The sequence below is a fragment of the Methylobacter sp. Wu1 genome (assembly GCF_036553575.1).
In the GTDB taxonomy this organism is placed as follows: domain Bacteria; phylum Pseudomonadota; class Gammaproteobacteria; order Methylococcales; family Methylomonadaceae; genus Methylobacter.
In genome coordinates, this window is sequence record NZ_JAZHOC010000010.1 from 1 (window position 1) to 24,306 (window position 24,306).

General features: G+C 48.1%; 19 protein-coding genes and 1 pseudogene. All 20 read right to left on the minus strand.

Going from position 1 to position 24,306, the window contains the following annotated elements:
* Positions 1 to 142 precede the first annotated feature (142 nt).
* Complete coding sequence (locus tag V2P20_RS00485) at positions 143 to 856, minus strand: SprT family zinc-dependent metalloprotease (RefSeq protein ID WP_331814880.1); 714 nt, start codon at positions 854 to 856, stop codon at positions 143 to 145.
* Positions 856 to 3,948, minus strand: coding sequence for an HsdR family type I site-specific deoxyribonuclease (locus V2P20_RS00490; RefSeq protein WP_331814883.1), 3,093 nt, complete (start codon positions 3,946 to 3,948; stop codon positions 856 to 858). The genes V2P20_RS00485 and V2P20_RS00490 overlap by 1 nt, the downstream gene beginning before the upstream one ends.
* 17 nt (positions 3,949 to 3,965) lie before the next feature.
* Positions 3,966 to 5,186 (minus strand): RNA-binding domain-containing protein, encoded by a 1,221-nt coding sequence (locus V2P20_RS00495; RefSeq protein ID WP_331814885.1) that lies wholly within the window; start codon positions 5,184 to 5,186, stop codon positions 3,966 to 3,968.
* A gap of 24 nt (positions 5,187 to 5,210) precedes the next feature.
* On the minus strand, positions 5,211 to 7,883 hold the full coding sequence (locus V2P20_RS00500) for a TrlF family AAA-like ATPase (RefSeq protein ID WP_331814887.1): 2,673 nt from the start codon (positions 7,881 to 7,883) through the stop codon (positions 5,211 to 5,213).
* The gene (locus V2P20_RS00505; protein ID WP_331814889.1) at positions 7,871 to 9,274 is read right to left on the minus strand and encodes a restriction endonuclease subunit S; all 1,404 of its coding nucleotides are present in this window, start codon (positions 9,272 to 9,274) and stop codon (positions 7,871 to 7,873) included. The genes V2P20_RS00500 and V2P20_RS00505 overlap by 13 nt, the downstream gene beginning before the upstream one ends.
* Complete coding sequence (locus tag V2P20_RS00510) at positions 9,271 to 11,688, minus strand: type I restriction-modification system subunit M (protein ID WP_331814891.1); 2,418 nt, start codon at positions 11,686 to 11,688, stop codon at positions 9,271 to 9,273. The genes V2P20_RS00505 and V2P20_RS00510 overlap by 4 nt, the downstream gene beginning before the upstream one ends.
* Positions 11,678 to 11,929 carry a helix-turn-helix transcriptional regulator gene (locus V2P20_RS00515; protein ID WP_331814893.1) on the minus strand — a complete coding sequence of 84 codons (252 nt, stop codon included), beginning with the start codon at positions 11,927 to 11,929 and terminating at the stop codon, positions 11,678 to 11,680. Before V2P20_RS00515 ends, V2P20_RS00510 begins: the two co-directional genes overlap by 11 nt.
* Positions 11,930 to 12,491: 562 nt before the next feature.
* Complete coding sequence (gene glmS / locus V2P20_RS00520; RefSeq protein WP_331814895.1) at positions 12,492 to 14,321, minus strand: glutamine--fructose-6-phosphate transaminase (isomerizing); 1,830 nt, start codon at positions 14,319 to 14,321, stop codon at positions 12,492 to 12,494.
* 51 nt (positions 14,322 to 14,372) lie between these two features.
* Positions 14,373 to 15,740 carry a bifunctional UDP-N-acetylglucosamine diphosphorylase/glucosamine-1-phosphate N-acetyltransferase GlmU gene (glmU, locus tag V2P20_RS00525; protein WP_331814897.1) on the minus strand — a complete coding sequence of 456 codons (1,368 nt, stop codon included), beginning with the start codon at positions 15,738 to 15,740 and terminating at the stop codon, positions 14,373 to 14,375.
* Positions 15,741 to 15,996: 256 nt separating this feature from the next.
* Positions 15,997 to 16,419 (minus strand): F0F1 ATP synthase subunit epsilon, encoded by a 423-nt coding sequence (locus V2P20_RS00530; RefSeq protein ID WP_194971759.1) that lies wholly within the window; start codon positions 16,417 to 16,419, stop codon positions 15,997 to 15,999.
* 68 nt (positions 16,420 to 16,487) lie between these two features.
* Positions 16,488 to 17,867, minus strand: coding sequence for a F0F1 ATP synthase subunit beta (gene atpD, locus V2P20_RS00535; protein ID WP_331814899.1), 1,380 nt, complete (start codon positions 17,865 to 17,867; stop codon positions 16,488 to 16,490).
* Between the two features lie 48 nt (positions 17,868 to 17,915).
* A complete protein-coding gene (atpG, locus tag V2P20_RS00540; RefSeq protein WP_331814901.1) occupies positions 17,916 to 18,779 on the minus strand; it encodes a F0F1 ATP synthase subunit gamma in 864 nt (287 codons plus the stop codon).
* Positions 18,780 to 18,791: 12 nt separating this feature from the next.
* A complete protein-coding gene (gene atpA / locus V2P20_RS00545) occupies positions 18,792 to 20,333 on the minus strand; it encodes a F0F1 ATP synthase subunit alpha (RefSeq protein ID WP_331814903.1) in 1,542 nt (513 codons plus the stop codon).
* A 21-nt stretch (positions 20,334 to 20,354) separates the two neighbouring features.
* Entirely contained in the window at positions 20,355 to 20,885 is a 531-nt protein-coding gene (locus tag V2P20_RS00550; protein ID WP_331814905.1) for a F0F1 ATP synthase subunit delta, read from the minus strand.
* A gap of 5 nt (positions 20,886 to 20,890) precedes the next feature.
* Positions 20,891 to 21,364, minus strand: coding sequence for a F0F1 ATP synthase subunit B (locus V2P20_RS00555; protein WP_194971754.1), 474 nt, complete (start codon positions 21,362 to 21,364; stop codon positions 20,891 to 20,893).
* Between the two features lie 41 nt (positions 21,365 to 21,405).
* Positions 21,406 to 21,675, minus strand: a complete 270-nt coding sequence (gene atpE, locus V2P20_RS00560; protein ID WP_196806629.1) for a F0F1 ATP synthase subunit C — start codon at positions 21,673 to 21,675, stop codon at positions 21,406 to 21,408.
* Between the two features lie 57 nt (positions 21,676 to 21,732).
* Positions 21,733 to 22,509 carry a F0F1 ATP synthase subunit A gene (atpB, locus tag V2P20_RS00565; RefSeq protein ID WP_194971753.1) on the minus strand — a complete coding sequence of 259 codons (777 nt, stop codon included), beginning with the start codon at positions 22,507 to 22,509 and terminating at the stop codon, positions 21,733 to 21,735.
* A gap of 28 nt (positions 22,510 to 22,537) precedes the next feature.
* The gene (locus V2P20_RS00570) at positions 22,538 to 22,897 is read right to left on the minus strand and encodes an ATP synthase subunit I (RefSeq protein ID WP_194971752.1); all 360 of its coding nucleotides are present in this window, start codon (positions 22,895 to 22,897) and stop codon (positions 22,538 to 22,540) included.
* Between the two features lie 119 nt (positions 22,898 to 23,016).
* The gene (locus V2P20_RS00575) at positions 23,017 to 23,862 is read right to left on the minus strand and encodes a ParB/RepB/Spo0J family partition protein (RefSeq protein ID WP_331814912.1); all 846 of its coding nucleotides are present in this window, start codon (positions 23,860 to 23,862) and stop codon (positions 23,017 to 23,019) included.
* Between the two features lie 121 nt (positions 23,863 to 23,983).
* Positions 23,984 to 24,306: pseudogene (locus tag V2P20_RS00580) on the minus strand (hypothetical protein); the annotation flags it as partial.

The window sequence follows — 24,306 nt, forward strand, 5'->3', positions numbered from 1 at the left end:
TGTCCAATATCATCGCTTGTCTGGTGGCCTATTCCTATCAGGAGAAAAAGCCGGCTCTTCAATTACGTGAGGCTGATTTACTACCTCTTTTACAAAATGCTTAAACCGAACTCAGGTTACAATAGAGTTTGAAACTTTTTATTCAATACGCCCAAGTATTATGCGCTAGCGGCATCCTGTTTAGTAATTCTCGCCGTTCTCTCCAACTCGGCATAAACCTATCCATGTGAGCCCGAAAACGCTCGTTATGGTTTCGTTCAAGCAAATGAACCAACTCATGCACCAGAATATACTCCAAACACTCAGGGGGCTTTTTGGCTAATTCCAGATTAAACCAAATCCGTTTCGCCTGGGTGTTGCAGCTACCCCATTTTGTTTTCATCTTCTTAACACTCCAAGCTGTTATAGTGATGCCGATTGTGCTTTGCCAGCCATTGATAAGCTTTTCTACACAGACTTTCAGAGCAGCGCGGTAAAACTCGGTTAAAGCTAACGCTCTGTTTTCGACCGATGTACCCGGATTCACATAGAGATTAATTTTGCCGCGTGCGACTTTTACCTCATGGCACCCAACTCGCTCAACAACATTTAAACGATGGCGTTTCCCCCAAAGGTAATGACATTCACCACTCACCATCTCACGGTCGGACTGTCTGGGTTGATTGGCAAAATCGTTTTGCTGCTTTTTAATCCAAGGAATGCGGCTGACAACAGCCATGCGTATTGCCGTATCCGTCATAGACTCAGGTGCAGACACACGCACCTTGCCATCTGGCGGCAATACGCTGATATGCAAGTTCTTAATCGCTTTTCGGTTAATCTGTATCGTGATTGCGCCAATCTGAAGCGTTGGCATCAATGGTATTCCTTCTGGGCTTTAGCGAGTTCCATCACGCTCTGAATATCTACCTCGTAACCTTTGGTTTCCTCGCGCACAGCATTAGCGATCTCCCGCTCTTTAAAGCGATCCCCCACCCAGTCGGCTTTTTTAGTATAGCGAATAGCGCTATCGATTTTCACTGCCAACACTTCGTCACTACCAAAGTTGTCGTAAAATGCCCGTTTCGCACCTGTATCCATAGACGGTGGATAATTGGAAGTCGTCTGTTCTGGCCGAATCACTCTCTTGGAAAGTTCACGAATCCGCTCAAGATATTCTTGGTATTCAATGGCTTTTTGCCGACGTAACTCGATTAACTCATCTAACAACACCGACATCTGCTCGTAATACTTGGGGTTGACCGGGTTTTCATCCACTATGGTCTTGCGTACGTTATTTTCGATGGTTTCCGCCATCGCGTCCTGATTCTTACGGATACTCTCGGGCAGAGATTCCGTCGCCTCAAAGCCTTTTTCGACAATGAGCTCAATAAGGCCAAGCTCCTCAAAGTCCATCAGTTGTTCACTGTCGTCGGCACGGATATACATATCCAACAGGTGGCGCATGGCGGGCTCAAAGCGCTTCATATCCACCAAATCCCCGCTGGCCAGTTTTACCTCGTCGCGCACTTTTTCATAATGAGCAACTTCCAATCGAATCTTCTCGATATCCTTTACAGAAAATCCCGCATCCGGCATTTCATTAGCGATATTGGCAAAGGCTCGCAGCAGCTTGGCAACGTTCTGATACAGTGATAGGCGTAACGCTTCTTTTTCGCTGAGCTCATCCTGATTAGACCCGGATTCACCACAGAAGTAATGGATATAGTCTTCGGTATTGCGCGGCGCTTTAACCGGCTCACACAGCGCACGCACCATTTCCAACGCATTCTCCAAATCAAGGCGGGCTTGTTCCAGCCGGTCTTTCAGCAGTCCAGCAACATCTTCTTTGTCATACCCATCAAATGCCTCTTGGGTATAGTCGGTAATGGCTTTGTCCAACGAACGGAACAAATCCTTGTAGTCGATGATGTAGCCATACTCTTTATCATCGCCGTCCAGGCGGTTCACTCGGCAAATGGCCTGAAATAAATTGTGATCGGCCATTTGTTTATCAATATATAGATAGGTTGCCGAAGGTGCATCGAAACCGGTCAGCAACTTATCCACCACTATCAGCAGGCGCATCTGTCCTGGTTCTTTGATAAAGCGCTTTTTAACCTCTTTTTCAAACTCTTCAACACGACTGGCCGCGTCATCTTCCGACTGCTCAAAGTAATCAGCCAACATCTTGCGGTAAATGTCGTACTTGAATAATTTCTCAGTCAGTCCCTCACCGGTTTCCTCGCCTTTGATGCTAGTCGCGGTTGGCTGGAAACTGGTCACAATGGCGACCTTGCCCGCCAAATCCGTCTGGCTGAACATCTCATAAGCTTTACAAGCTTGGTAAACGCTGGAGCACACCAACATGGCATTGCCATAACCATCCATCAGGCGAGGCTTGGTCTCCATGTCTAACAAGATGTCGTTGACGATCTGCTGCAAGCGCGACTTGCTGGAGAGTACTTTCTGCATGGTGCCCCATTTCTGCTTAAGCTGGGTTTTGGCAAGACGCGATAGCCCCCGCGTCTTGGCCTCAAACCACTCATCAACCTTTTTCTGTGAAGTGATATGCTGGTCGATATCCCTTGCCTCATAACGTAAGTCCAGCACTACGCCATCGGCCACGGCCTCATCGAATTTGTAGGTATGAATATACGGGCCAAATACCTCCACTGATTTTTTCTTATCCTTTTTCATCAGTGGCGTACCAGTAAAACCGATAAACATCGCCTCGGGCAGAATCGACTTCATCGCTTCATGCAGCTTGCCTGATTGAGTGCGATGGCATTCATCGACAAACACAAATAAATTGCCTTTGGCTTTAAAATCCTTGGGTAACGACTTCCTTAGCTCGTCAATAAAGGCATCGGTCGCGGCATCGTCGTCGCTATCGGATTGTCGGCCAAATTTATGTACCAAGGAACACACTAGCCAAGGATTGGGCTGGTTCAGAGTAGCGACCAGGTCGGCGCCGCTTTTGGTACGGTATATCTCTTCTTCGACGCCGGTAAAGACTTTTTCGATCTGCTCATCCAACTCGGTACGGTCGGTAACAATCAGGACCCGGCTATCTTTAACGTTCTCCCGAATCCACTTTGCCAACCAGACCATGGTCAAGCTTTTACCCGAACCCTGGGTGTGCCAGATAATGCCGCCTTCATGGCGCGCCACATGTTTCTTGGCAGCTTCAATACCAAAAAACTGGTTATGGCGACAGGTTTTTTTCACGCCAGCATCAAACACGATAAAGTCGTGAATGATCTGCAAGAATCGATGCTTGTTGCAGATGCGGCTTAAATGGAAATCCAAAATATGGCTGTAGGGATGAACAACATCTTCCTTCCATTCCAGATAATACTTTTCAGGGGTTTCAATGACACCGTAACGCAAGCCTTGGGTGTCATTACCGGCCATGATCAATTGCATCGTAGTGAAGAAATTACGGATGAAATCCTTCTTTTGATTATCCAGGTTTTGACGAATGCCCTCCGACACCGACACCGAAGAGCGCTTCAGTTCCAGTACACCTAACGCAATACCGTTGACATACAAAACAATATCCGGGCGCTTTTTACTTTCGCCCTTGATGGAAACCTCTTTGGCAATGGCAAAATCGTTGGCTTCCGGATTGTTCCAATCAACCAACCATACGGTTTGATTCTGCTCGCCCGCGCCCTCCTTATCCTTCACTCCATAGCGCAACAGGCGGTAAACCTCTTTATTCGCGTAATAGAGTTTCCTCCCTTCGCCCAGCGCGGCCGCCGCATCCAATTGGCGAATAGCGCGTGCAATCAACGCATCACTCACTCTACGGTCTTTTAGCCACTGGGTTAACAACTCAACTTCGATATTTTTATTACCTGGACGATCTTGCCAATCGCCCAGATAGCGATAACCCAGCTCACGTTGAAAGAACTGAACAATACGATTTTGTGTAGCGCGTTCGCGCTGGCCTACCTGACTCAAAGCAAACTCCAGTTCAGCTAACGGTACAAAGTGGTTTTCAGATAATCATCTGTTACCACAAATTCCGGCTCCTTACCTGTCAGAGCCCGAGTCAGTGGAACAATTTTAGTTCTTACGCCCATACCTCGAAAATCGACGTAACCATAATCTCTCAACACTTCCATAATGAGCGTATTGCGCGGCGAGCGCTGTCCCGCTTTCATTTTATCAATCGTCATCGAATTCGGCAGGGCGCCAGGGCTTATCACTTCAAAGCGATCAGCATACGAGCCGACTTCAATTTCAACAAAGCGTGTCCAGTCCCGGTGTGCAAGGGCATTGATTAAGACCTCTCTCACGGCTTCTAATGGATAGAACCATTGGGTTTCCCGTCTTAACCCTTCATCTATCTCGCCAGCTTCTTGAGAAATAAAAGGGCCAATTGCGTCCATAAAGCGTTCGATGATGCCTCCATCAACCAGTGTTTTGCCTGAGTCATCTATATCCCAACGTCCGACCATCGGCCCGTCTAAAATTTCATCCAGTGCCGCCTGATATTCTTTGTCTTGGCCTTTAAATGCCATGACACGCAACCCGGCTTGTTTCAAATACCGGCGTGGACTCTTTCCAAACAACACCAACCCAGCGATGGTACAACAAATATTTCCAGCTGCTTCGGTAAGAAAACTCAGTCCCAATAACCGAGCCTGCCACGCTTCGGGCGAGTTTGGAATGTCTGGGTCTCGCAGAATATCTTTCAAGTAATTGTTTAACCGCACCTCATCCAAGCAACTCATATCGGTACGCGGCACTGGCATAACTTCCGTATGCAACATACCGCCCAGCTCGAACAAACGCATTTGCTGTTCTCGGGTTGCAAGTCGTGAAGTCGAACCGACACGAATATAGATTTCCTCTTTACCTCGGTCGCGCACCACGTAGGGCTTTGAAATGCCTTGGGGGAAGCTGATCACCGCAATAGATTTTTCTTCATCCAGCTTTATTTCTTCATAAAAGGGCAGAATCAGCGGATGAATTTTGTCCTGCATGACATTCATCACCCACTCTTCAAGGTTCGGACGCTGAATGCCGCTCACAGTGCCGTCATCTTCAACTCCCAATAACAGCTTGCCCCCTTGGAAATTAGCCATCGCAACCACTTCCTTGGCCAATTGTTCAGGGCGAATATCATCCCGCTTAAACTCAACACCTGAGTTTTCTCCATTAGCAATAATTTCCAATAATTCTGTTTTCAGCATATCGCTCTCCTAAGATGACGGCGCCTATTCAAAGCCGTATTTCTCGCGGCGTTGATTGAACGCACTTTTACCGCCTTCCAGTATCTCCGCCGCTAACTGTTGAATCGCAGGGACATCGATAGCGCCTTGCTGTTCGGGCAAAATACGTCCTTTATTATCGTCCACGCTCAACACGCCAATCCATTCTGCGTCACCGAACACAGGAATATTGGCATTATGCGTGGCGAACAGAAATTGCCGCGTTAGCTTGGCTCTGCGTAGTTCAGACACAATGCGCTCGGCAATAAAAGCGTTATCCAAGTTATCTTCCGGCTGATCAAGAATAAGCGGATCTTGATTATCGAGCAGCAAGAGATGTAAAACAGCCGTACATTGCTGACCCGTAGATAAATCATCAATTGGCCGGAAATGCGCTTCTTGTTCGCCATGAGCCACATTAAGCTCGATTGCCATAGTATCGGGCAGGATAAGCTCTTCCAGTTGCAATAACTGGCTTTCAGTCATGCGGCACAATGCCTGAGCAACCGCAGGCGTGATTCCCCAATCGGCTTGTTTGAGTGCCTGCTCGCCTTCGCGAATAGTCGCTGCCAAGTTAGCCGGGGAAAAATCGCCCTCTATGACCCAGGCCAATCTTTTGGCTCCCACACCATCCAAGTTGCATCCCGCAAGGAAATTGACGAATGTCTGCCGATTACCCTCACTTCGCAACGTTAAACGTACTTTTTGTTCCAGCTTGCGGTTTAAGCGCTTGACTGAATTCTGCATAGCACTGGATCGCGCACTGGTTTCCTGTGCTAATTCCAGTAAAAGCTTCTTACGTTGGCTATAGAGCTCATCGATCTGGGCTTGCCTGTTTTGCAATGTAATTTGTTTGGGTCTGATTTGCTCAATCTGTTTGAGTAGCGATTGATACTCGGCCCCAATCTGGCGGCCTGTTTTACCCTGACTGGCCGGTATTTCTTTAAAGGCACTTTCAAGCATCTGTTCTTCATCGGCAATCTCACGTTGTAACTGTTGCTGAAGCGGCAACAGCCCGGTGGTCGCCAGAGTCTTCATTTGCACTAACTCTGAAATTGCCTGTGTCAGTTTGTTGATTAGCTGTTCCAGCAAAACCCGTTGTTGTCTAAGCAGATCAGCATGAGGTAACTCATCCAAAGCGGCATCACTTAGAAAAGTGGTATCGGGTAAGCTGTCGCCTAAAACAGCAATTGCCACATCAACACGGTCTATTTCTTCTAGGATGCGTTCGCCGAGCTGCTTTTCTTTCTCCAGCTTGGGAATAATCCTTAGCTTTTCGTCGAGCCCCAGGGTCTGAAACTGCCGCGCCTGATCTTGTAGCTTGGGTAAACGTTCAACATCGGCTTCAACTTCCGATTTCTGTTGTAATGCACGACGAATCGCTTCCCGATTGTCTTTTAGCCTACTCAATACCTTTTCAATCGTTGTATCGAAGTTGGCGTGATCACCCTCTAAAAAGCGTTCAACCAGCTGGTTTCGACTTTGCGGGTCGCGGGTCATCTCGTAGATTTCGTTTTGCCCATAGAGCTCGATCCCCGGCAACAGATCAATCGGTTGGTAAGGCGAGACATTGCCTTGCTCATCAACAACAAACGGCTGATTTCCCCACTTGCGGCTGACTTTGAATTTTCGCCCATGCATGGCGGCAGAGCGTATTGTCAACTCAACGCTTCCACTTTCCTTGCCCAAGTTGTTTTTTAAAATTGCGTCATATTTAGACTTCGCCTCTTTCCCAAAAGGCTCAAGGTCAAGTGCGAAACGGATACATTCCAGGAACGTCGATTTACCGGTGCCTCGGCCGCCGATCACGGCGTTCAGATGTTCCGACAGTTCAATATCCACGCCATCCAGATAACCGCCGACAAAGCGCACACGCTGAATAGCGGAGGCATAGTTCTCGGGCTTGTCAGAATTCAATCGAACCCGCGATCCTGCATCCAGAAAAGCTTGTTTAAACGAGGCAAAGCAGGGCCTGGTCATCTTGATCAAGCAAGAAGCGCCAGGGCTTTTAATGTCTTCCGGCTTAGCGACATCCGCGGCATTGATAGCCGCCATTTCGCGTTCACGGCGGTAAGCTTCATCCTTATTTTTAAAAGCTCGGTAATACAAAATCTCGGGAGCTTCTTTTAAATCTTCGATAGAACCGGGTATCTGTGCCGCCAATAACCATTTATGTTGCCATACGTGATTCATTCGGCGTTTCAGCACGCCGTCATCATTAGTGCTATGAGCAGCGAAAATAAAACCGCCAATCTCGTTGATTTTATCAATCAACTGAATCGCCGTAAGATTGGTTGGCGGCACACCATTCTGCGGGTCGAGCAAATCCAAACGACCAAGTATCCGATCAAGCTCCGTCGATGTCTTGCCTTCATCAAACAGACAAACAAAGTGGATTTTCTCACTGGACGCGATCTCAAAACCGGGGAACACCACAATGCCATTTTGAGAAAAGAGGTTTCTCAGCTTGTCCACGCCATCCACCGAACCATGATCGGCCAAGCCCACCACTTCAATACCTGCCTCGAGCGCGGCTGTCAGCAGTTGCTGGTTATAGTCATCTTCAGACAACTCCTGCTGCCCGCCACGATATTTAATGTAGCCCGCCGGATTAACCTGCAAGGCGCACTTAAAAAAGCGCGCTTTGGTATAGATAATTCTTCCGTTTAACTCAGACATTCGCGGACCTCCTTTTGGGCTGGTTTAACTAATCGCGTCTTCCCCGTCAGCAATTCCTGCATCATGCCTTGCTTGATTTGGCGGGTTTTGACGAGGCGTTTTTGTAGAGCTTGGATTTCAGCGTCCATGTTGGACAGGATGGCTGCGATGGCGGTTTGTTCTTCTTTGTTTTTTGGACTTGGTATTAGATATTTTTGAATTGCACTAAAAGGAACTCGTCTATGACCGGCGCTTCCAACCATCTCAGATTCAAGTGCAATTCTAAAACTGTTACGAGTAGTCCAGAAATAAATAAATCGTGCATCAGAGTTTTCTTTAGCCCTAAGAACATGAAACTCTGTGCTTCCATATCCTACTTGGGTTGGCAATGAGTCAGTATGACAGCCTTTACCATTTTCAAAACATGGTGTTATTTTTGCGACTAGAACATCACCCTTTTCAAAGTAAGTAAAACCACTCTTAATATCACTGAATTTGATTAATGTTGTATTAGATAGCTGCGCATTTTCTGTTACATCTTGCATTCCTACGAAAGAGACAGTATCAGATAATTTTAATGTTTTTCTCGTGAGAATTGCCCCAAACAAATTACTGAAATGTATACAGTCCCAATCCTCCGGAATCTCCCCCAACTCACTTTGCTTATAACCCTTGGGCGCACTATCTTCGTGCAGGGCGAATTGTGGCAAGCGGGTGCGGCCGGTGAGGAGTTGCTGCATGGTGGCGGTTTTGATGGCCTGTTTTTTGGCAATCAGTTTTTCCAGCTCGCTAACCAGCGCATCAGCATCGGACAGGGCATTAGCGATGGCGGTTTGTTCTTCCTTGCCTTTGGGAAAAGGAACTTCAAAATGAAGTAAATCGCCAACATTGATGTGCTTCATTGTTGTACCCGTTTCTAACTCTTTTAGCCTTAGCCTCACTAGAGAAGAATTGAGCAGATAGGCAAAATATTTTGGATCGTAATTAGGCTTGAACCGATTAATGATTAAAGCATGGCAATTAGACCCCTCCAACTCTGGCGGGACAATTGTTACAAGACCTACATCACCGGTTTGTACCATCAAAATATCACCTGACCTTAAACAGGACTTTATATTTTTCTTGTGAAACTCAGGCGTGACTTTCTTGATTCCATTGAAATTAAAGCCGTTTTCTTCAACGTTATAACCCTGAATATAAGTAATACCTTCATGGCTATCTGTGTAATGTGTTTTGGCTATTCCGACAAACCCATTTGTCATCAGGTTTGTTAATTTAGACATCGGTAACACATCCCAATCGCTCGGAATAATCCCCACTTCCGTGTTCTTATAGCCAGCGGGCTCCGCTGGTGCTGCAACTCCTGCCAAATAGCTAGCACTCGCTTCGGCTAATTGATTGCTTGCAGTCATAGCGCCCACTCCAAGCCCATCACCTTCAAGTGACCGGCGACTTTATCGCTCAGCACATTTACCGATTGAGTGATGGCGGGCAACGGCTCGGCATAACGTACCTCCAGTTCTCTGACACGGTTGGCCAGTTGCTGGATGACTCGCTCGATTTCCGCTTCAATATTGGCTTGTAAAGTAGCAAGCCATTTGTCTTCCACGATCAGCGTTTTAACCTCGTCTTCGTTCAAGCAGGCATACTGTTTAAAGACCGCCAAATCCAATGCCTCCTGATGTTCCTTCAGAGATTTTTTGGCTTCGGCCTCGGCGAACAGGGTTTGCGCTTGTTTTAGCGTGGCTATTTCGTCGGCGTCGGTCGCTAGTTTTAAACGCGCCTTGACGCTGGCGGCAGTCACCTTGTCTTTGTCGTTCAGCGCCTCGCTCAACAGCCCATCATCGCCGCTGTTTTCCTCGATATAGCTTTCCAGTTCCTGAGTCGCGGCATCGAGATCGGCTTGAATTTGATCGATGATGGCTTGTTCGGCTTTGAAATAGCGAGCCACCGTCAGCGACGGCGGGATCAGTTCGGCCTTGTATTTGCTTTTGTTAATCACCAGATCGGGCGTTTCCTTGAACTTTTCGCCTTTGTTGACAACCAGTTCGCGCAGGATTTTACCGGCCTGCCAGCCGTCTTGCACCAGCACATAGACATCGTCTTGCATGACCTCGGCCCAATAATCCATCAGGATTTGGTAGATGTCATATTTGCTCAGCAAAGGGATATCGGCGTAGGCTTGCAACAAGTCTTCGCTGATGCGGTGGATGATCACCTTAGGCTGCTGGCCTACTTGAATGTCATGCAATGCCGCACGTTCACACCAGTCTGTAAACGGCTGGAGGCTTTGCTGGGCAAAGGCGGTGAATTCGGGATGATTCAGAATCGTGGCTTTCACCTGGGAAGCCGCGATCAACGCCTTGCTGTAACCGGGGCGATGTCCGGCAAACAGGGTGTTGCGCAGGCTGGGGAACACCCGCCAATAACTCGCCAGTGCATCGATATCGCGGTTGGGAATGCCGCCTTGCAGGTGGGCGCTTAAATCGTGCAAGTCTTCCGGCTCGCTGATGTCGATATAGCGCGGGATGTTCAGGTTGTAGTCGTTGGCGGCGATCTCGCTCAAGGCCACCCTACGGCTGTAGCGCGGCAAGATCAGCTGTTTGGTGAAGACATCGACGATTTTGTGAATATCCTGCGCGCGCAGACGGTTTTTATTGCCGTCTTTCATGAAGCCTTTGCTCGCATCGATCATAAAAATACCGTTGCGATGCACGGCATGTTCTTTATCGATGACGATGATGCAAGCCGGAATGCCGGTGCCATAGAACAGGTTGGCTGGCAGGCCGATAATGCCTTTGATGTAGCCTTGCTTGATCAGGTTTTCGCGGATGCGCGCTTCGGCATTGCCGCGAAACAGCACGCCATGCGGCAAAATCACTGCGCCCTTGCCGGTACTTTTCAGGCTTTTGATAATGTGCAGCAAAAAGGTGTAGTCGCCGTTTTTCTCCGGCGGAATGCCCCAAACGAAACGGCCAAACTCGTCTTCCTGCGGGTTGATGCCACTGGTCCAGTTTTTATTGGAAAACGGCGGGTTGGCGACGGCGAAATCAAAGGTTTTCAGTTTACCATTGGTGTCTTTCCACTGCGGATCGGCAATAGTGTTACCCTTCCAGATTTTGGCGGTGGCGTTGTTGTGCAGAATCATGTTCATGCGCGCCAATGCGCTGGTGGCATTGTCCATTTCCTGGCCGAAAATGGTCAGGCCACGAGGCGCTTCGTCGCTGGCTTTTAATAACAGAGAGCCGGAACCGCAGGTAGGATCGTAGACGGTGGCATCCTGCGGCGTATCTTTGTTAATGCCGATGACTTTGGCGAGAATGCGCGAGACTTCCGCCGGGGTATAAAACTGGCCTTTGGACTTGCCCGATTCGGTGGCGAAGTGGCGCATCAGATATTCGTAGGCATCGCCCAGCAGGTCGTCGCCATCCGCACGGTTGGCGGATAAGTCCAGCCCTTCAAAAATACCGATCAGCTTGGACAGGCGGTCGATCATTTCCTTGCCTTTACCGAGCTTGTCCTCGTCGTTAAAATCGGCCACATCAATGACGCCTTTGAGATCGTTCTCTTCAGCGAGGGCGCTAATGATCTTGTTGATCTTTTCGCCGATTTCTTTATCGCCCTTTAGGGCCACCATATCGTCAAAGCTGGCGCCTTGCGGCACCACGATCATTCCGTATGGGTCACCCTTGTACTTGTCGGACACATATTTCATAAACAACATGGTCAGCACATAGTCTTTGTACTGGCTGGCATCCATACCGCCGCGCAGTTCGTCGCAGCTTGCCCAGAGAGAGGAATAAAGTTCGGTTTTTTTAATGGCCATGTTGGGCGGTTTCCTTTAATTTGGTTGTCGCATCCCCTTGAGCCGGTACGCGCTCTAACAATTCATTCAGTTCACAATCAAACAATACGCAAAGCTTATCCAGTGCGTCTAAATCCACTTTTTGCGCGGTTTCTTTGTAAAGCAAGGTGACTGTGTTGCGTCTGAGACCGGTTTCCCTGATCACATCGGCAATGCGCATTTTGTGTTCGCCCATTAAGCGGGCAAGGTGGCAGCGGATCATGCCTGTTTCTCCATTCGTCTCACTTTATAGATACGCCAAAAGGTGAATTGGCGTTTTATGGTGGAATGCTCAAATAGGGATACCCTAACAGAGTTTTTGTTATTGATAAATAATTCAAGATGAAATGGAATTTTTTAACCTGATTTAACCTGAATTTGGGATAAAAAAGAGAAGGGAGGTGGTTGTTATCACTGATATGGGGCGGCTGTAGGGTCGAATTCATTCGACCCGGAGCGCAGCACAGTGCCAGTGCGAATACCCGCAAGGGGCGCAAGTGAATTCGCACCTACGCGCGGGTCGATCGGCTACTCTTTCTTCATGAGGCTTAAACCGAATTGAGGTTAATTTACAGACAATCCTCGCAGTTTGTGTCTCAGTAAAACAGTATTTAAATTTTTGCCATAAAAAAATCCGGCCAGCATTTAATCATGCATAACCGGACTTAAAAAGTTTTCAACTTTAATGTGTTAATTTCAAGCTTTAATGTAACAGTTCAATCTTTATTGTTTGGTTTCAAACTTTATTGTTCGTCCAAAACAGGCGATTTAAGCCGCCCAAAACCCTATTCCACTGTCACCGATTTTGCCAGATTCCTAGGCTGATCGACATCGGTGCCTTTCAGCACGGCGACATGATAGGCCAGCAGCTGCAGCGGTACGGCATAAACAATAGGCGCCGTTTCATTCTCGACTTGCGGCACTTTGATGATCTGGACATTCTCGCTGCTTTCGGACGCCAGCGTCTCATCCATGAAAACGATCAGCTGGCCGCCGCGCGCACTGACTTCCTGCATATTGGATTTCAGTTTTTCCAACAGGCTGTTGTTCGGCGCTACGGTAATGACCGGCATGTCAGCGTCTATCAGCGCCAAGGGTCCATGCTTCAATTCGCCTGCCGGATAAGCTTCGGCGTGAATATAGGAAATTTCCTTGAGTTTTAGTGAGCCTTCCATCGCGATCGGGTAATGCGTGCCTCTGCCGAGGAACAGTGCATGCTGTTTCTCCGCGAATTGTTCCGATAATGCCTTGATTTGCTCATTCAACTGCAAGACCTGTTCAATTTTTTCAGGCAGGCTGAATAATTCGGACGTTATCTTCTGCTCAAGTTTCTCCGTCAGTGCAAATCGCCTGCCGACAGCGATAACCAGCAGCATCAGCGCCACCAGCTGGGTGGTGAAGGCTTTGGTCGAGGCCACGCCGATCTCAGCACCGGCCCGTGTCATTAACACCAGGTCGGATTCTCTGATCAGCGAGCTTTCCGGCACGTTGCAAACGGCTAATGAATACTTCGCGCCCAGTTTTTTCGCCTCCTGCAGCGCGGCCAGCGTATCGGCCGTTTCACCGGATTGCGAAATCGTGACAATCAGGGTGTCCTCCGACAATACCGGATGCCTGTAGCGGAATTCGCTGGCGACTTCGATATTGCATGGCACGCGGGCCAGTTTCTCAAACCAGTAGCGCGCCACCAGTCCGGCGTGGTAACTGGTTCCGCAAGCCAGGATTTGCACGGATTTCACCTTATCGAAAATATCCCCGGCATTATGTCCGATTGAACTCTCTTCCAGCCGGTTGTTGATGAATCGGCCTTCCAGTGTTTCCGAGATGGCCCAGGGCTGCTCATAAACTTCCTTCAGCATGTAATGGCGATATTCGCCTTTATCGACAGAGTCGATTTTCAGCTGGCTGGTTTTGATAGGGCGATTGACGATGTTGTCATTGGCATCGTAGATAACGACCTTGTCTATCGTTATCTCGGCTATATCGCCGTCTTCCAGAAAAATAAACCGTTGCGTGACCGGCAGCAGGGCGGCGACATCCGATGCGATGAAATATTCGCCAATGCCGACGCCGATCACCAGAGGGCTGCCTTTTCGGCAGGCAATCAGCGTATCGGGATAATCGATACTCATGATGCCCAAGGCATAGGCGCCTTCGAATTTTTTCACGGTCTTCTGGACGGCATTTAATAGGCCAGTCGAGGTCTCCAGAGCGTCGTAAATTTCATGAACGACGACTTCGGTATCGGTTTCCGACGTGAACTTGTAGCCTTTTTCCAGTTGAAGACTGCGTAATCGCTCGTGGTTTTCGATAATGCCGTTATGAACCACGGCCACTTTGTTGCCGCTGACATGCGGGTGGGCATTGGCCGTGCTCGGTTTGCCGTGAGTTGCCCATCGGGTATGGGCTATGCCGATGTTGCCGGCGATAGGATCGGCCTGCAGCAAGGCTTCCAGGCCTTTTACCTTCCCCAGTTCCCGTTTCCGGTATATTTCCCGTCCGCTTATGACCGCCAGCCCTGCCGAGTCGTATCCGCGGTATTCCAACCGCTTCAATCCCTCTAATAAGATAGGGACTACACTCCGCTGCGCTACACCACCTACAATTCCACACATATTATTTTTCCTCGACAATTATTCCTGACATTGTACAAACTCCTGCAACCATCAGTCGCGTTTAACGGGCCGTTGCCATCCCTCTATAGTCGTTTGTCTTGCCCTGCCCAAGGTCAATTGATTCTCAGGGGCATCTCTAGTGATCGTGGAGCCGGCGCCTATGGTAGCGTTTTTGCCGACCGTTACCGGGGCGACCAGCTGGGTATTGGAGCCGATAAAAGCGCCGTCTCCAATGGTTGTTCGAAACTTGTTCACGCCGTCATAATTGCAGGTAATGGTTCCGGCGCCGATATTTACCTTGCTGCCTACGGTCGTATCGCCGATATAGCTTAAGTGATTGATCTTGCTGCCGGCCGCGACCGATGATTTTTTGATTTCCACGAAATTACCGATATGCACATCTTCGGCCAGGACACTTTCCGGTCTCAATCTGGCATAAGGGCCGATTCTGCTGCCGTTCCCTATGACGGCGTTTTCTATGACGCATAAATCGAGAATCTCAACATTATCGCCAATGGTGGAGTTTTTTATATGCGTATTAGCACCTATTTTGACATGGCTGCCGATGCTGTTTTTGCCTTCCAGAATCACATTGACATCGATTTCGATATCCTGGCCCAGCGTTTCTATCGAGCCGCGCAGATCGAACCGGGCCGGGTCTCTTAATGTAACGCCCCGTTCCATGAGTTTATTGGCCTGCTCCTGCTGATAGACGCGCTCCAGGTGGCTGAGCTGTATGCGGTTGTTTACGCCCAACACTTCATCGACTGTTTCGGGCTGACTCGTTACGATAGCAACGCCATCGGCGACGGCCATTTCAATGATATCCGTTAAATAGTATTCGCCTTGCGCATTGCTGTTATTCAACTGGTTCAGCCATTTTTTCAGTTTATTGCCGGGTATCGCCATGATGCCGGTGTTGACTTCATTGATCAGTTTCTCTTGAGCGTCGGCGTCTTTTTCTTCGACAATCCTGATGACTTGACCCGCTGCATTTCTGACTATCCGGCCGTAACCGGTCGGGTTTTCGAGATTGACGGTCAGCAAGGCGAGCGCTTGCTCATTGACGCTGGAAATCAGCTTTTTGACTGATGACAGTTTCAGCAAAGGCACATCGCCATAGAGAATCAGCACCTTGTCCGCGTCCGATATCAGATGACTGACTTGCTGCACGGCATGGCCCGTGCCCAGCTGTTCCTTTTGTTCTATCCAGACGGCATCCAGATCGCTGAGCGTTTCTCTTACCAGTTCGGCGCCATGGCCATAGACAATTTTGATGCTGTTGTTTTCCAGCTGCCTGCTCATGTCGTAGACATGCTTCAGCAAAGGCTTATCGGCAATTTTATGCAGTATTTTGGGCAGCTCTGAACGCATACGCGTCCCTTTGCCGGCTGCCAGAATGATAGTCTTAATTTTCATGTTTATATTCCTTTAGATAAAAAACCGGATAACGCGGCTTAAGCTACTTAAGCTTTCAGATCGTCCAAGCCCTGTTTTCTTTTATGTGTCGCGCGTTTTTAAGCCTATCCAATGCTCTTAATTTGATTCCAGCCTCGAGCAATTGCGCCTGAGACTATGGCTTACGAAATTATAATCGTAAAAATTTCTTAAAATAAAAAAAAACCCGATAACGTGAACACGTTAACGGGTTTTTCTAGGCCTAAGCCAGTTATTTTTATCCGCCGCGCTTTCTCAGCCTGTCCAGTGTTCTCAGCTGCATCATCGCTTCAAGCAATTGCGCCTGGGCTGTTGCATAATCAATCTTGCTGGATTTGTCAGCCAGAGCTTCTTCAGCTCTATGTTTGGCTTCCAGGGCGGCCGCTTCATCAATATCTTTCGCTCTAATTGCCGTATCAGCCAGAATGGTAACCACATGAGGCTGCACTTCCAGAATGCCGCCTGATACATAGAACGGATAACTTTCTTTATCGCTCACTTTAACCCGCACTTCGCCGGGCTTCAGTCTTGATATTAATGGAGCATGACGTGGGGTAATACCCACTTCGCCAAGTTCAGCCGGAGCAAATACCATTTCCGCTAATCCGGAAAATATCTCCTTTTCTGCACTTACGATGTCTACATGTACGGTCATGGTCATTGTCGGGTTACCTGTTTCAATCTCTCCCGGCAATTGAACCGGGAGATACATCTATAAAGTATGGAGGCTTACTTCATGCCTTTCGCTTTTTCAAGCGCTTCGTCAATGGTGCCGACCATGTAGAAAGCTTGTTCAGGGATATTGTCGTATTCGCCGTCAATAATGCCTTTGAAGCCCGCGATAGTATCTTTCAGTGAAACATATTTGCCCGGTGAGCCGGTAAATACTTCAGCAACGAAGAAAGGCTGAGACAGGAAGCGCTGGATTTTACGCGCTCTGGCCACCGTCAGCTTGTCTTCTTCCGACAACTCGTCCATACCCAGGATCGCGATAATGTCTCTCAGCTCTTTATAGCGTTGCAGAGTACCTTGGACCTTACGAGCCACGTCATAGTGCTCCTGGCCGATAACCAGCGGATCGAGCTGGCGGCTGGTTGAATCGAGAGGATCGATCGCAGGATAAATACCCAGCTCGGCAATCTGACGAGACAATACGACAGTCGCATCCAAGTGCGCGAACGTGGTTGCAGGCGACGGGTCGGTCAAGTCGTCCGCAGGTACGTAAACGGCCTGGATAGAGGTAATAGAGCCGGTTTTCGTTGAGGTAATACGTTCCTGCAACACACCCATCTCTTCCGCCAATGTCGGCTGATAACCTACCGCAGAAGGCATACGGCCTAACAATGCCGATACCTCGGTACCTGCCAGGGTATAACGGTAAATGTTGTCAACGAAGAACAGCACGTCGCGGCCTTCGTCACGGAAATATTCCGCCATGGTCAAACCGGTCAGCGCCACACGCAATCTGTTTCCGGGCGGCTCGTTCATCTGACCGTAAACCAGCGATACTTTGTCGATAACGTTTGAATCGGTCATTTCGTGATAGAAGTCATTACCTTCACGAGTACGCTCACCCACGCCGGCGAATACGGAATAACCGCTGTGCTCGATCGCGATGTTACGGATCAGTTCCATCATGTTAACGGTCTTGCCTACGCCGGCACCACCGAATAATCCGACTTTACCGCCTTTACTGAATGGGCAGACCAGATCGATAACCTTGATGCCGGTTTCCAGCAATTCATTGGCCGCCGCTTGTTGATCATAAGACGGCGCACTACGATGGATGCCCCATTTCTGTTTTTCACCGATAGGGCCTTTTTCATCGATAGGCTGACCCAGGACGTTCATAATACGGCCTAAGGTTTCCTGTCCGACCGGCACTGAAATGGGTGCATTGGTGTTGCTAACGGTCAAGCCTCTGCTTAAGCCATCGGTGCTACCCATCGCAATCGATCTGACTACACCGTCACCCAATTGCTGTTGCACTTCCAATACCAGGTCTTTTCCTTCTACATTTAATGCATCATATACTTTGGGCAGTGCTTCACGCGGGAATTCCACGTCAACAACCGCACCAATAATCTGAACGATTTTACCCGAACTCATTGAGTTGTCCTCTTATAATTTGTGTCGTTTTTGCTTGGGCTTAAAGGCTTAAACAGCTGCGGCACCGGCAACAATTTCTGAAATTTCCTGCGTGATAGCGGCCTGTCTGGCTTTGTTGTAAACCAGCTGCAGCTCGCCGATAAGATTGCCGGCATTATCCGAAGCGCTCTTCATGGCGACCATTCTGGCAGCCTGCTCACAGGCATTGTTTTCAACCAGGCCTTGGTAGACGATCGACTCGATATAACGGGTCAGCAAGTGATCCAGAACTTCCTTGGCATCGGGCTCATAAATATAATCCCAATGACCGCTCAGGCTTTCTTCGATCTCTTCCGCTACTACAGGCAGCAACTTTTCAACAGTTGGTCTTTGGGTCATGGTATTCACGAATTCATTGTATACGACATACAATTCATCGATAGTGCCCTGCTCATAAGCATCCAACATGATTTTAATGATGCCGACGATATCCTGCAGGTGCGGAGTGTCACCCAGTTTGGAAACCTGTCCGACCATGTTCGTTTTCAGATTGCCAAAAAAGCCGGCAGCCTTTGTGCCAATCGTACAAACGTCTACATCAATGTTTGCTTTGTCCCATTGCGATAACTGTGTCAGCGTTTTTCTGAACAAGTTTGAATTCAGACCGCCGCACAAGCCCCTGTCAGAGCTTATTACAATGATCCCAACCCGCTTAACCTCACGCTTAATGAGAAAAGAGTGTTTATATTCCGGATTGGCATGGGCCAGATGCTTGATGATCCGGCCGATTTTTTGGGAATATGGACGTGTTGCCTGCATTCTGTCTTTTGTTTTACGCATTTTACTCGCCGCAACCATCTCCATTGCCCGAGTGATCTTTTGAGTATTCTTGATACTCGCAATCTTTGTGCGTATTTCTTTACCAACAGCCATTTGAAGACCCTTTTACCAACTATGAGTTTTGATGAAAGTTTGAATAGCAGTCAGCATACCCTGCCTGATTTCATCGTTAAAATCGCCAGTTGCATTAATGGTACTCATTAATTCTGCATGTTCTGACTTCATGTACGACTGTAAAGCAGCTTCAAAATCAAGGACTTTGTTAACTTCTACGTTATCCAGGAAACCTTCGTTGGCAGCAAACAGTGAAACCGCCATTTGTGCGACCGACATTGGTGAATACTGATTTTGCTTCATCAATTCAGTCACGCGTTGGCCGCGTTCGATCTGCTTACGGGTGCTTTCATCCAGATCCGATGCAAACTGAGCGAAAGCCGCCAGCTCACGGTATTGAGCCAAGTCAAGACGGATACCGCCGCCCAATTTCTTGATGATCTTGGTCTGTGCCGCACCGCCTACACGCGATACCGATAAACCGGCGTTAACCGCAGGACGGATACCGGAGTTGAACAAGTCGGTTTCAAGGAAAATCTGACCGTCGGTAATGGAAATTACGTTGGTCGGTACGAAAGCCGATACGTCGCCGCCTTGGGTTTCGATGATAGGCAAGGCTGTCAATGAACCGGTTTTACCTTTCACTTTGCCGCCAGTCAGTTTTTCAACTTCATCGGCGTTGATACGTGCCGCTCTTTCCAGCAAACGAGAGTGCAAGTAGAACACGTCGCCAGGATACGCTTCACGTCCCGGTGGACGACGCAGCAACAAAGACACCTGACGATAAGCCCAGGCTTGTTTGGTCAAGTCGTCATAAATGATCAGCGCATCTTCACCGCGGTCTCTGAAGTATTCCCCCATTGAGCAACCGGTGTAAGGCGCAATGAATTGTAACGCGGCTGATTCAGAAGCAGATGCGGCAACGATAATAGTGTGTTCCATCGCGCCATGCTCTTCCAGTTTGCGCACAACGTTGGCAATGGATGAACGTTTTTGGCCGATAGCGACATAGATACATTTGATGCCGGTGCCTTTTTGGTTGATGATCGCATCAACCGCGATGGCGGTTTTACCGGTTTGTCTGTCGCCGATGATTAACTCACGCTGGCCGCGGCCGACAGGAATCATCGCATCGATGGATTTCAAGCCTATTTGGACAGGTTGATCGACTGATTGACGTGCAATAACGCCGGGAGCGATTTTTTCAATTGGCGAGCTTTCTGTGGTTTCAATGGCGCCTTTGCCATCGATAGGATTGCCAAGCGCATCAACAACGCGGCCCAGAAGCGCTTCACCAACCGGTACTTCCAGAATTCTACCGGTGCATTTTACGGTATCGCCTTCAGAGATGTGCTGGTATGAACCTAATACCACCGCACCGACTGAATCTCTTTCAAGGTTAAGCGCCATCCCGTAGGTATTGCCAGGGAACTCCAACATCTCGCCCTGCATAGCTTCAGAAAGACCATGTATTCTTACAATACCGTCAGTCACGCTGACTACAGTACCTTCTGTATGGGCTTCGGCGCTCAGGTCGAAGTTTTCGATCTTCTTTTTAATCAGATCACTTATTTCAGATGGGTTTAATTGCATGTTCTGTTTCTCACTCTAGATTTAGAGCCTTTTTGCTAATTGTTGAAGCTGGCCTTTGATGGATCCGTCAATTACTCTGTCGCCTGCCCGCACCAGAACGCCGCCGATCAAGGATTTATCCACGGTTGCGTTCATATGAACTTTTTTGCTCAGTGTCTTTTCCAGTTTTGAAGCGAACTTCTGCTTTTCTTCTTTGGAGAACGGATAAGCAGTCACTACTTCAACATCGATATAACCTTCATCGTCCGCTTTATATGCTTCAAAAATTTCCGCAATGTAAGGCAGTAAAGTCAATCGATTGTTTTGAACAAGCAATTTCAGAAAATTCGCACTCTCTCCATCAACTTGTCCCTGGCAGATATCAAGCATCAGTGCTGATAACCTTTCTTTAGTTACTTTGGGGTTATCCACTACAACAGAAATTTCTTTATCACTCAGGACAGCCGACATAAATGCCAAACTTTGCGACCATTTAGCCGTCGTATTGGTTTCTTTGGCTCTCTTAAATACTGCCGCTGCGTAAGGCCTTGCCAATGTTGCCAGTTCGCTCATTATGCTTAACCTAGTTGATTAGAGACTTTGCTGATGATGTCTTGGTGTTTGGCTTTATCGATTTCCGCATTCAGAATCTGTTCTGCTACGCTCACCGCCAAAGCCGCCACTTCTTGACGCAAACCTTCTTTAGCCTGTTGCATTTCTTGCTCAATTTGCGCCTGAGCTGCCAAAATCATACGTTCGCCTTCTTTTTTAGCGATTTCTTTTGATTCTTCGACAATTTCATTAGCACGTTTCTGAGCCAGATTAACAATCTCGGAAGATTGTTCTTTAGCTTCTTTTAAAACGTTCTTGGCTTTTTTCTCAGCCAGTTGCATTTCTTCCTGACCTTTTTCAGCCGCAGCCAAACCGTCAGCGATTTTCTTCTTGCGTTCTTCTAAAGAGTCAAATAAAGGTGGCCATACGTACTTCATGGTAAACCATACCAGAAGTGCAAATGTAATCATTTGCCCAATCAGAGTAGCATTGATACTCACGATGCGTTCCTCTTGTTGCGATTAAATTTAGACAGCTTCAATTAACCAGCTGCGGCGGCTTGTACAGCAGACAGGAATGGGTTAGCGAATGTGAAGAACAGCGCCAAACCAACACCAATCATGGTTACCGCGTCCAACAGACCCGCAACGATGAACATTTTAACTTGCAGCATAGGAACCATTTCTGGTTGACGAGCTGCGCCTTCCAGGAATTTTCCACCCAGCAGACCGAAACCGATAGCGGTTCCCAAAGCACCCAGACCTAGAACCAGACCAACTGCAACAGCAGTCATACCTTGTACATCAGCAATTAAAGATGCAATTTCCATGATACCTCCAAACGTAGTATTGATATAAAGTTGAAAAAATTAGTGGTCTTCGTGCGCCATACTCAGGTAAACGATCGTCAATACCATGAATATGAATGCCTGAAGCGTGATAATCAGAATATGGAACACCGCCCATGGGAAACTCAATAAGGGTTGAATATACCAAGGCAGCAAGGCAATCAAAATAAAGATCAATTCGCCGGCATACAGGTTACCGAACAAACGAAGTGCCAGAGAGATAGGTTTTGCTATTTCTTCGACGACTTTCAACAGCAGGTTAAACGGCAGCATCCATGGCCCGAAAGGTTGAAACATCAATTCCTTGGCAAAGCCCCAAGGGCCTTTTATTTTGATACTGTAGAAGATAATTAAGCAGAAAACTGAGATCGACATGGCGAATGTCGCATTCAGATCCGTACTGGGAACGACGCGCAGGTATTCGATGCCCATCAACGAACCGATCAACGGCAGAATATCAACCGGGAACAAGTCCATGAAGTTCCACAGGAATACCCAGCAGAATATCGTCAATGCCAGCGGCGCAATCAGTTTGCTGTGACCGTGGAAGCTGTCTTTAACCTGGGTGTCTACAAATTCAACCAGCATTTCTGCAAAATTTTGCACCAGCCCCGGCACACCGGCTGTCGCTCTCTCGGCGGCCATCTTGAAAAACCAGATGAACAAACCGCCTAACACTGCAGAGAAAAATAAGGTATCAAGATGTAATGTCCAAAATCCCTCGCCCACTTTTAGCGAAGTCAAATGGTGAATAATATATCCGGTTGCACCTTCGGCGGCATGAGCTTCGGTAGCCATCGTTCCTCTCTAATTAAAAAATGATTGTTCAGCGCATGATGAGCGCAAACCAAAAAGCTGATAATGCTGACACATAGCCAGCTAACAGCGGTAATATTTCTATATCGGGGATTTGAAAAATCATGATGAACAGCGCAGCTGTTAACAATAACTTTCCCGATTCTCCAGCATAAAAAGACCGTACGATCTTTTTAGGCTCCTGCCCTGCGGCTCTTTGAATACGCAAAGCAAAATAAAGGTTAGGAATAAAAGCTGCTGCTCCGCCCAAGGCAGGCGATAAGGCTTTTTGCCATCCCCCAAAAACTGCAAATCCGGCTGTTGTTATTATTATTATAAGTATCTGATAACTTAAGATCTTACCGACAGTCTTTTCATTTTTCGCTGTCATGCTCAAGCTCCAAACACAATAGCCGCACGATTATAGCTATGGGTCTTCATTAAATCAAGGAAGTTCGAAAAACCTTTACAAAATTATGGTTATTGTTTTTCGTCTTTTTGCCTGCCGAGTTATCTGATCTGCTCGAGAATTCCATCCAGTTCTTCAAGGCTGGAGTAAGCAATGACCAGCTTGCCGGTACCGTTTTCCTTATGATTGATAAATACCTTGGCGCCCAATTTTGCCGTCAAGTCTTCCTGTAGGCGCAGTGTATCTTTATCGATAATCTTGACCTTTTGTATTTTCGGCTCAGCATGAGCATCTTTAACCAGGCGCTCCGCCGCTCTTACCGTCAAACCTTCATTGGCAATCTTATGGGCTGCAGCGACCTGCTTGACGCCATCCAACGACAGCAGCGCTCTTGCATGACCCATTTCCAGTTGCCCGTTGGCTAACAATTTCTTTACCTCAGGCTGCAGTTCCATCAATCTCAACAGATTGGTGATGGTAGTCCGCGATTTGCCGACGGCATCGGCGATTTGCTGATGCGTCATGGCAAATTCATCCAGTAGCCTTTTTAACGCATCCGCTTCTTCCAGAGGATTCAGGTCCTCTCTCTGAATATTTTCAATCAGCGCAATCGCCATGGCCGCGCGGTCATCTATTTCCTTGATAACCACCGGCACTTGCTGCAAGCCTGCCAATTGCGCCGCGCGCCAGCGGCGCTCGCCGGCAATGATTTCGTATTTTTCCTGGGCAATTTTTCGCACAACAACTGGCTGTATTATCCCTTGCGCCTTGATAGAGTCGGCCAACTCCTGCAGCTTTTCAGGATTGATATCTTTTCTCGGCTGATACTTGCCGCGCTGCATATATTCTATTGGCAGCGTCTGAATCTGTTGCTTTCCCTCTTTAGCGGAAACATCGCCTAACAAGGCATCCAGACCCCGACCTAATCCACGTTTTTTTAAAGTCATGCGTTCTTCTTTATTAATCGTTTTTGGCCGCCTGCGCGATGCTCGACCTGGCCACTCGCAATATTACCCATATAGCTGGCTGAACAATCCTGGCCAGCTGCTGCTTTTTGGCCTTGCCAAATCAGTCTATTTCGAAACGACGGACCATTAGCTCAAACTCATCGAGCAAGCTTATTAAAGATTCAGCCTCTTCCAGAAGATGGCTGTTTTCCCGTTGAATATTTTTAATCAAGGCTGCCGCTATGACCGCCTGACTGTCAATTTCGTCAGCAGTCGCAGGCGCCTGCTGTTTTTCAGCGGCGGCAGGCGTTTGTTTGGCTCTCGGCAACTGCTCCCTGCGTTGCTCTATCTCCTGCTTCCCTGCAGTCGTCGGCAACTGCTCCCTGCGTTGCTCTATCTCCTGCTTCCCTGCAGTCGTCGGCAACTGCTCCCTGCGTTGCTCTA

What these genes read in the sequence shown, in the direction of transcription:
- V2P20_RS00485 (WP_331814880.1), bottom strand. Translation starts at nt 856, where the DNA reads ATGCCAACGCTTCAGATTGGCGCAATCACGATACAGATTAACCGAAAA.
- V2P20_RS00495 (WP_331814885.1), bottom strand. Translation starts at nt 5,186, where the DNA reads ATGCTGAAAACAGAATTATTGGAAATTATTGCTAATGGAGAAAACTCA.
- V2P20_RS00500 (WP_331814887.1), bottom strand. Translation starts at nt 7,883, where the DNA reads ATGTCTGAGTTAAACGGAAGAATTATCTATACCAAAGCGCGCTTTTTT.
- V2P20_RS00505 (WP_331814889.1), bottom strand. Translation starts at nt 9,274, where the DNA reads ATGACTGCAAGCAATCAATTAGCCGAAGCGAGTGCTAGCTATTTGGCA.
- V2P20_RS00510 (WP_331814891.1), bottom strand. Translation starts at nt 11,688, where the DNA reads ATGGCCATTAAAAAAACCGAACTTTATTCCTCTCTCTGGGCAAGCTGC.
- V2P20_RS00515 (WP_331814893.1), bottom strand. Translation starts at nt 11,929, where the DNA reads ATGATCCGCTGCCACCTTGCCCGCTTAATGGGCGAACACAAAATGCGC.
- glmS (WP_331814895.1), bottom strand. Translation starts at nt 14,321, where the DNA reads ATGTGTGGAATTGTAGGTGGTGTAGCGCAGCGGAGTGTAGTCCCTATC.
- glmU (WP_331814897.1), bottom strand. Translation starts at nt 15,740, where the DNA reads ATGAAAATTAAGACTATCATTCTGGCAGCCGGCAAAGGGACGCGTATG.
- V2P20_RS00530 (WP_194971759.1), bottom strand. Translation starts at nt 16,419, where the DNA reads ATGACCATGACCGTACATGTAGACATCGTAAGTGCAGAAAAGGAGATA.
- atpD (WP_331814899.1), bottom strand. Translation starts at nt 17,867, where the DNA reads ATGAGTTCGGGTAAAATCGTTCAGATTATTGGTGCGGTTGTTGACGTG.
- atpG (WP_331814901.1), bottom strand. Translation starts at nt 18,779, where the DNA reads ATGGCTGTTGGTAAAGAAATACGCACAAAGATTGCGAGTATCAAGAAT.
- atpA (WP_331814903.1), bottom strand. Translation starts at nt 20,333, where the DNA reads ATGCAATTAAACCCATCTGAAATAAGTGATCTGATTAAAAAGAAGATC.
- V2P20_RS00550 (WP_331814905.1), bottom strand. Translation starts at nt 20,885, where the DNA reads ATGAGCGAACTGGCAACATTGGCAAGGCCTTACGCAGCGGCAGTATTT.
- atpB (WP_194971753.1), bottom strand. Translation starts at nt 22,509, where the DNA reads ATGGCTACCGAAGCTCATGCCGCCGAAGGTGCAACCGGATATATTATT.
- V2P20_RS00570 (WP_194971752.1), bottom strand. Translation starts at nt 22,897, where the DNA reads ATGACAGCGAAAAATGAAAAGACTGTCGGTAAGATCTTAAGTTATCAG.
- V2P20_RS00575 (WP_331814912.1), bottom strand. Translation starts at nt 23,862, where the DNA reads ATGACTTTAAAAAAACGTGGATTAGGTCGGGGTCTGGATGCCTTGTTA.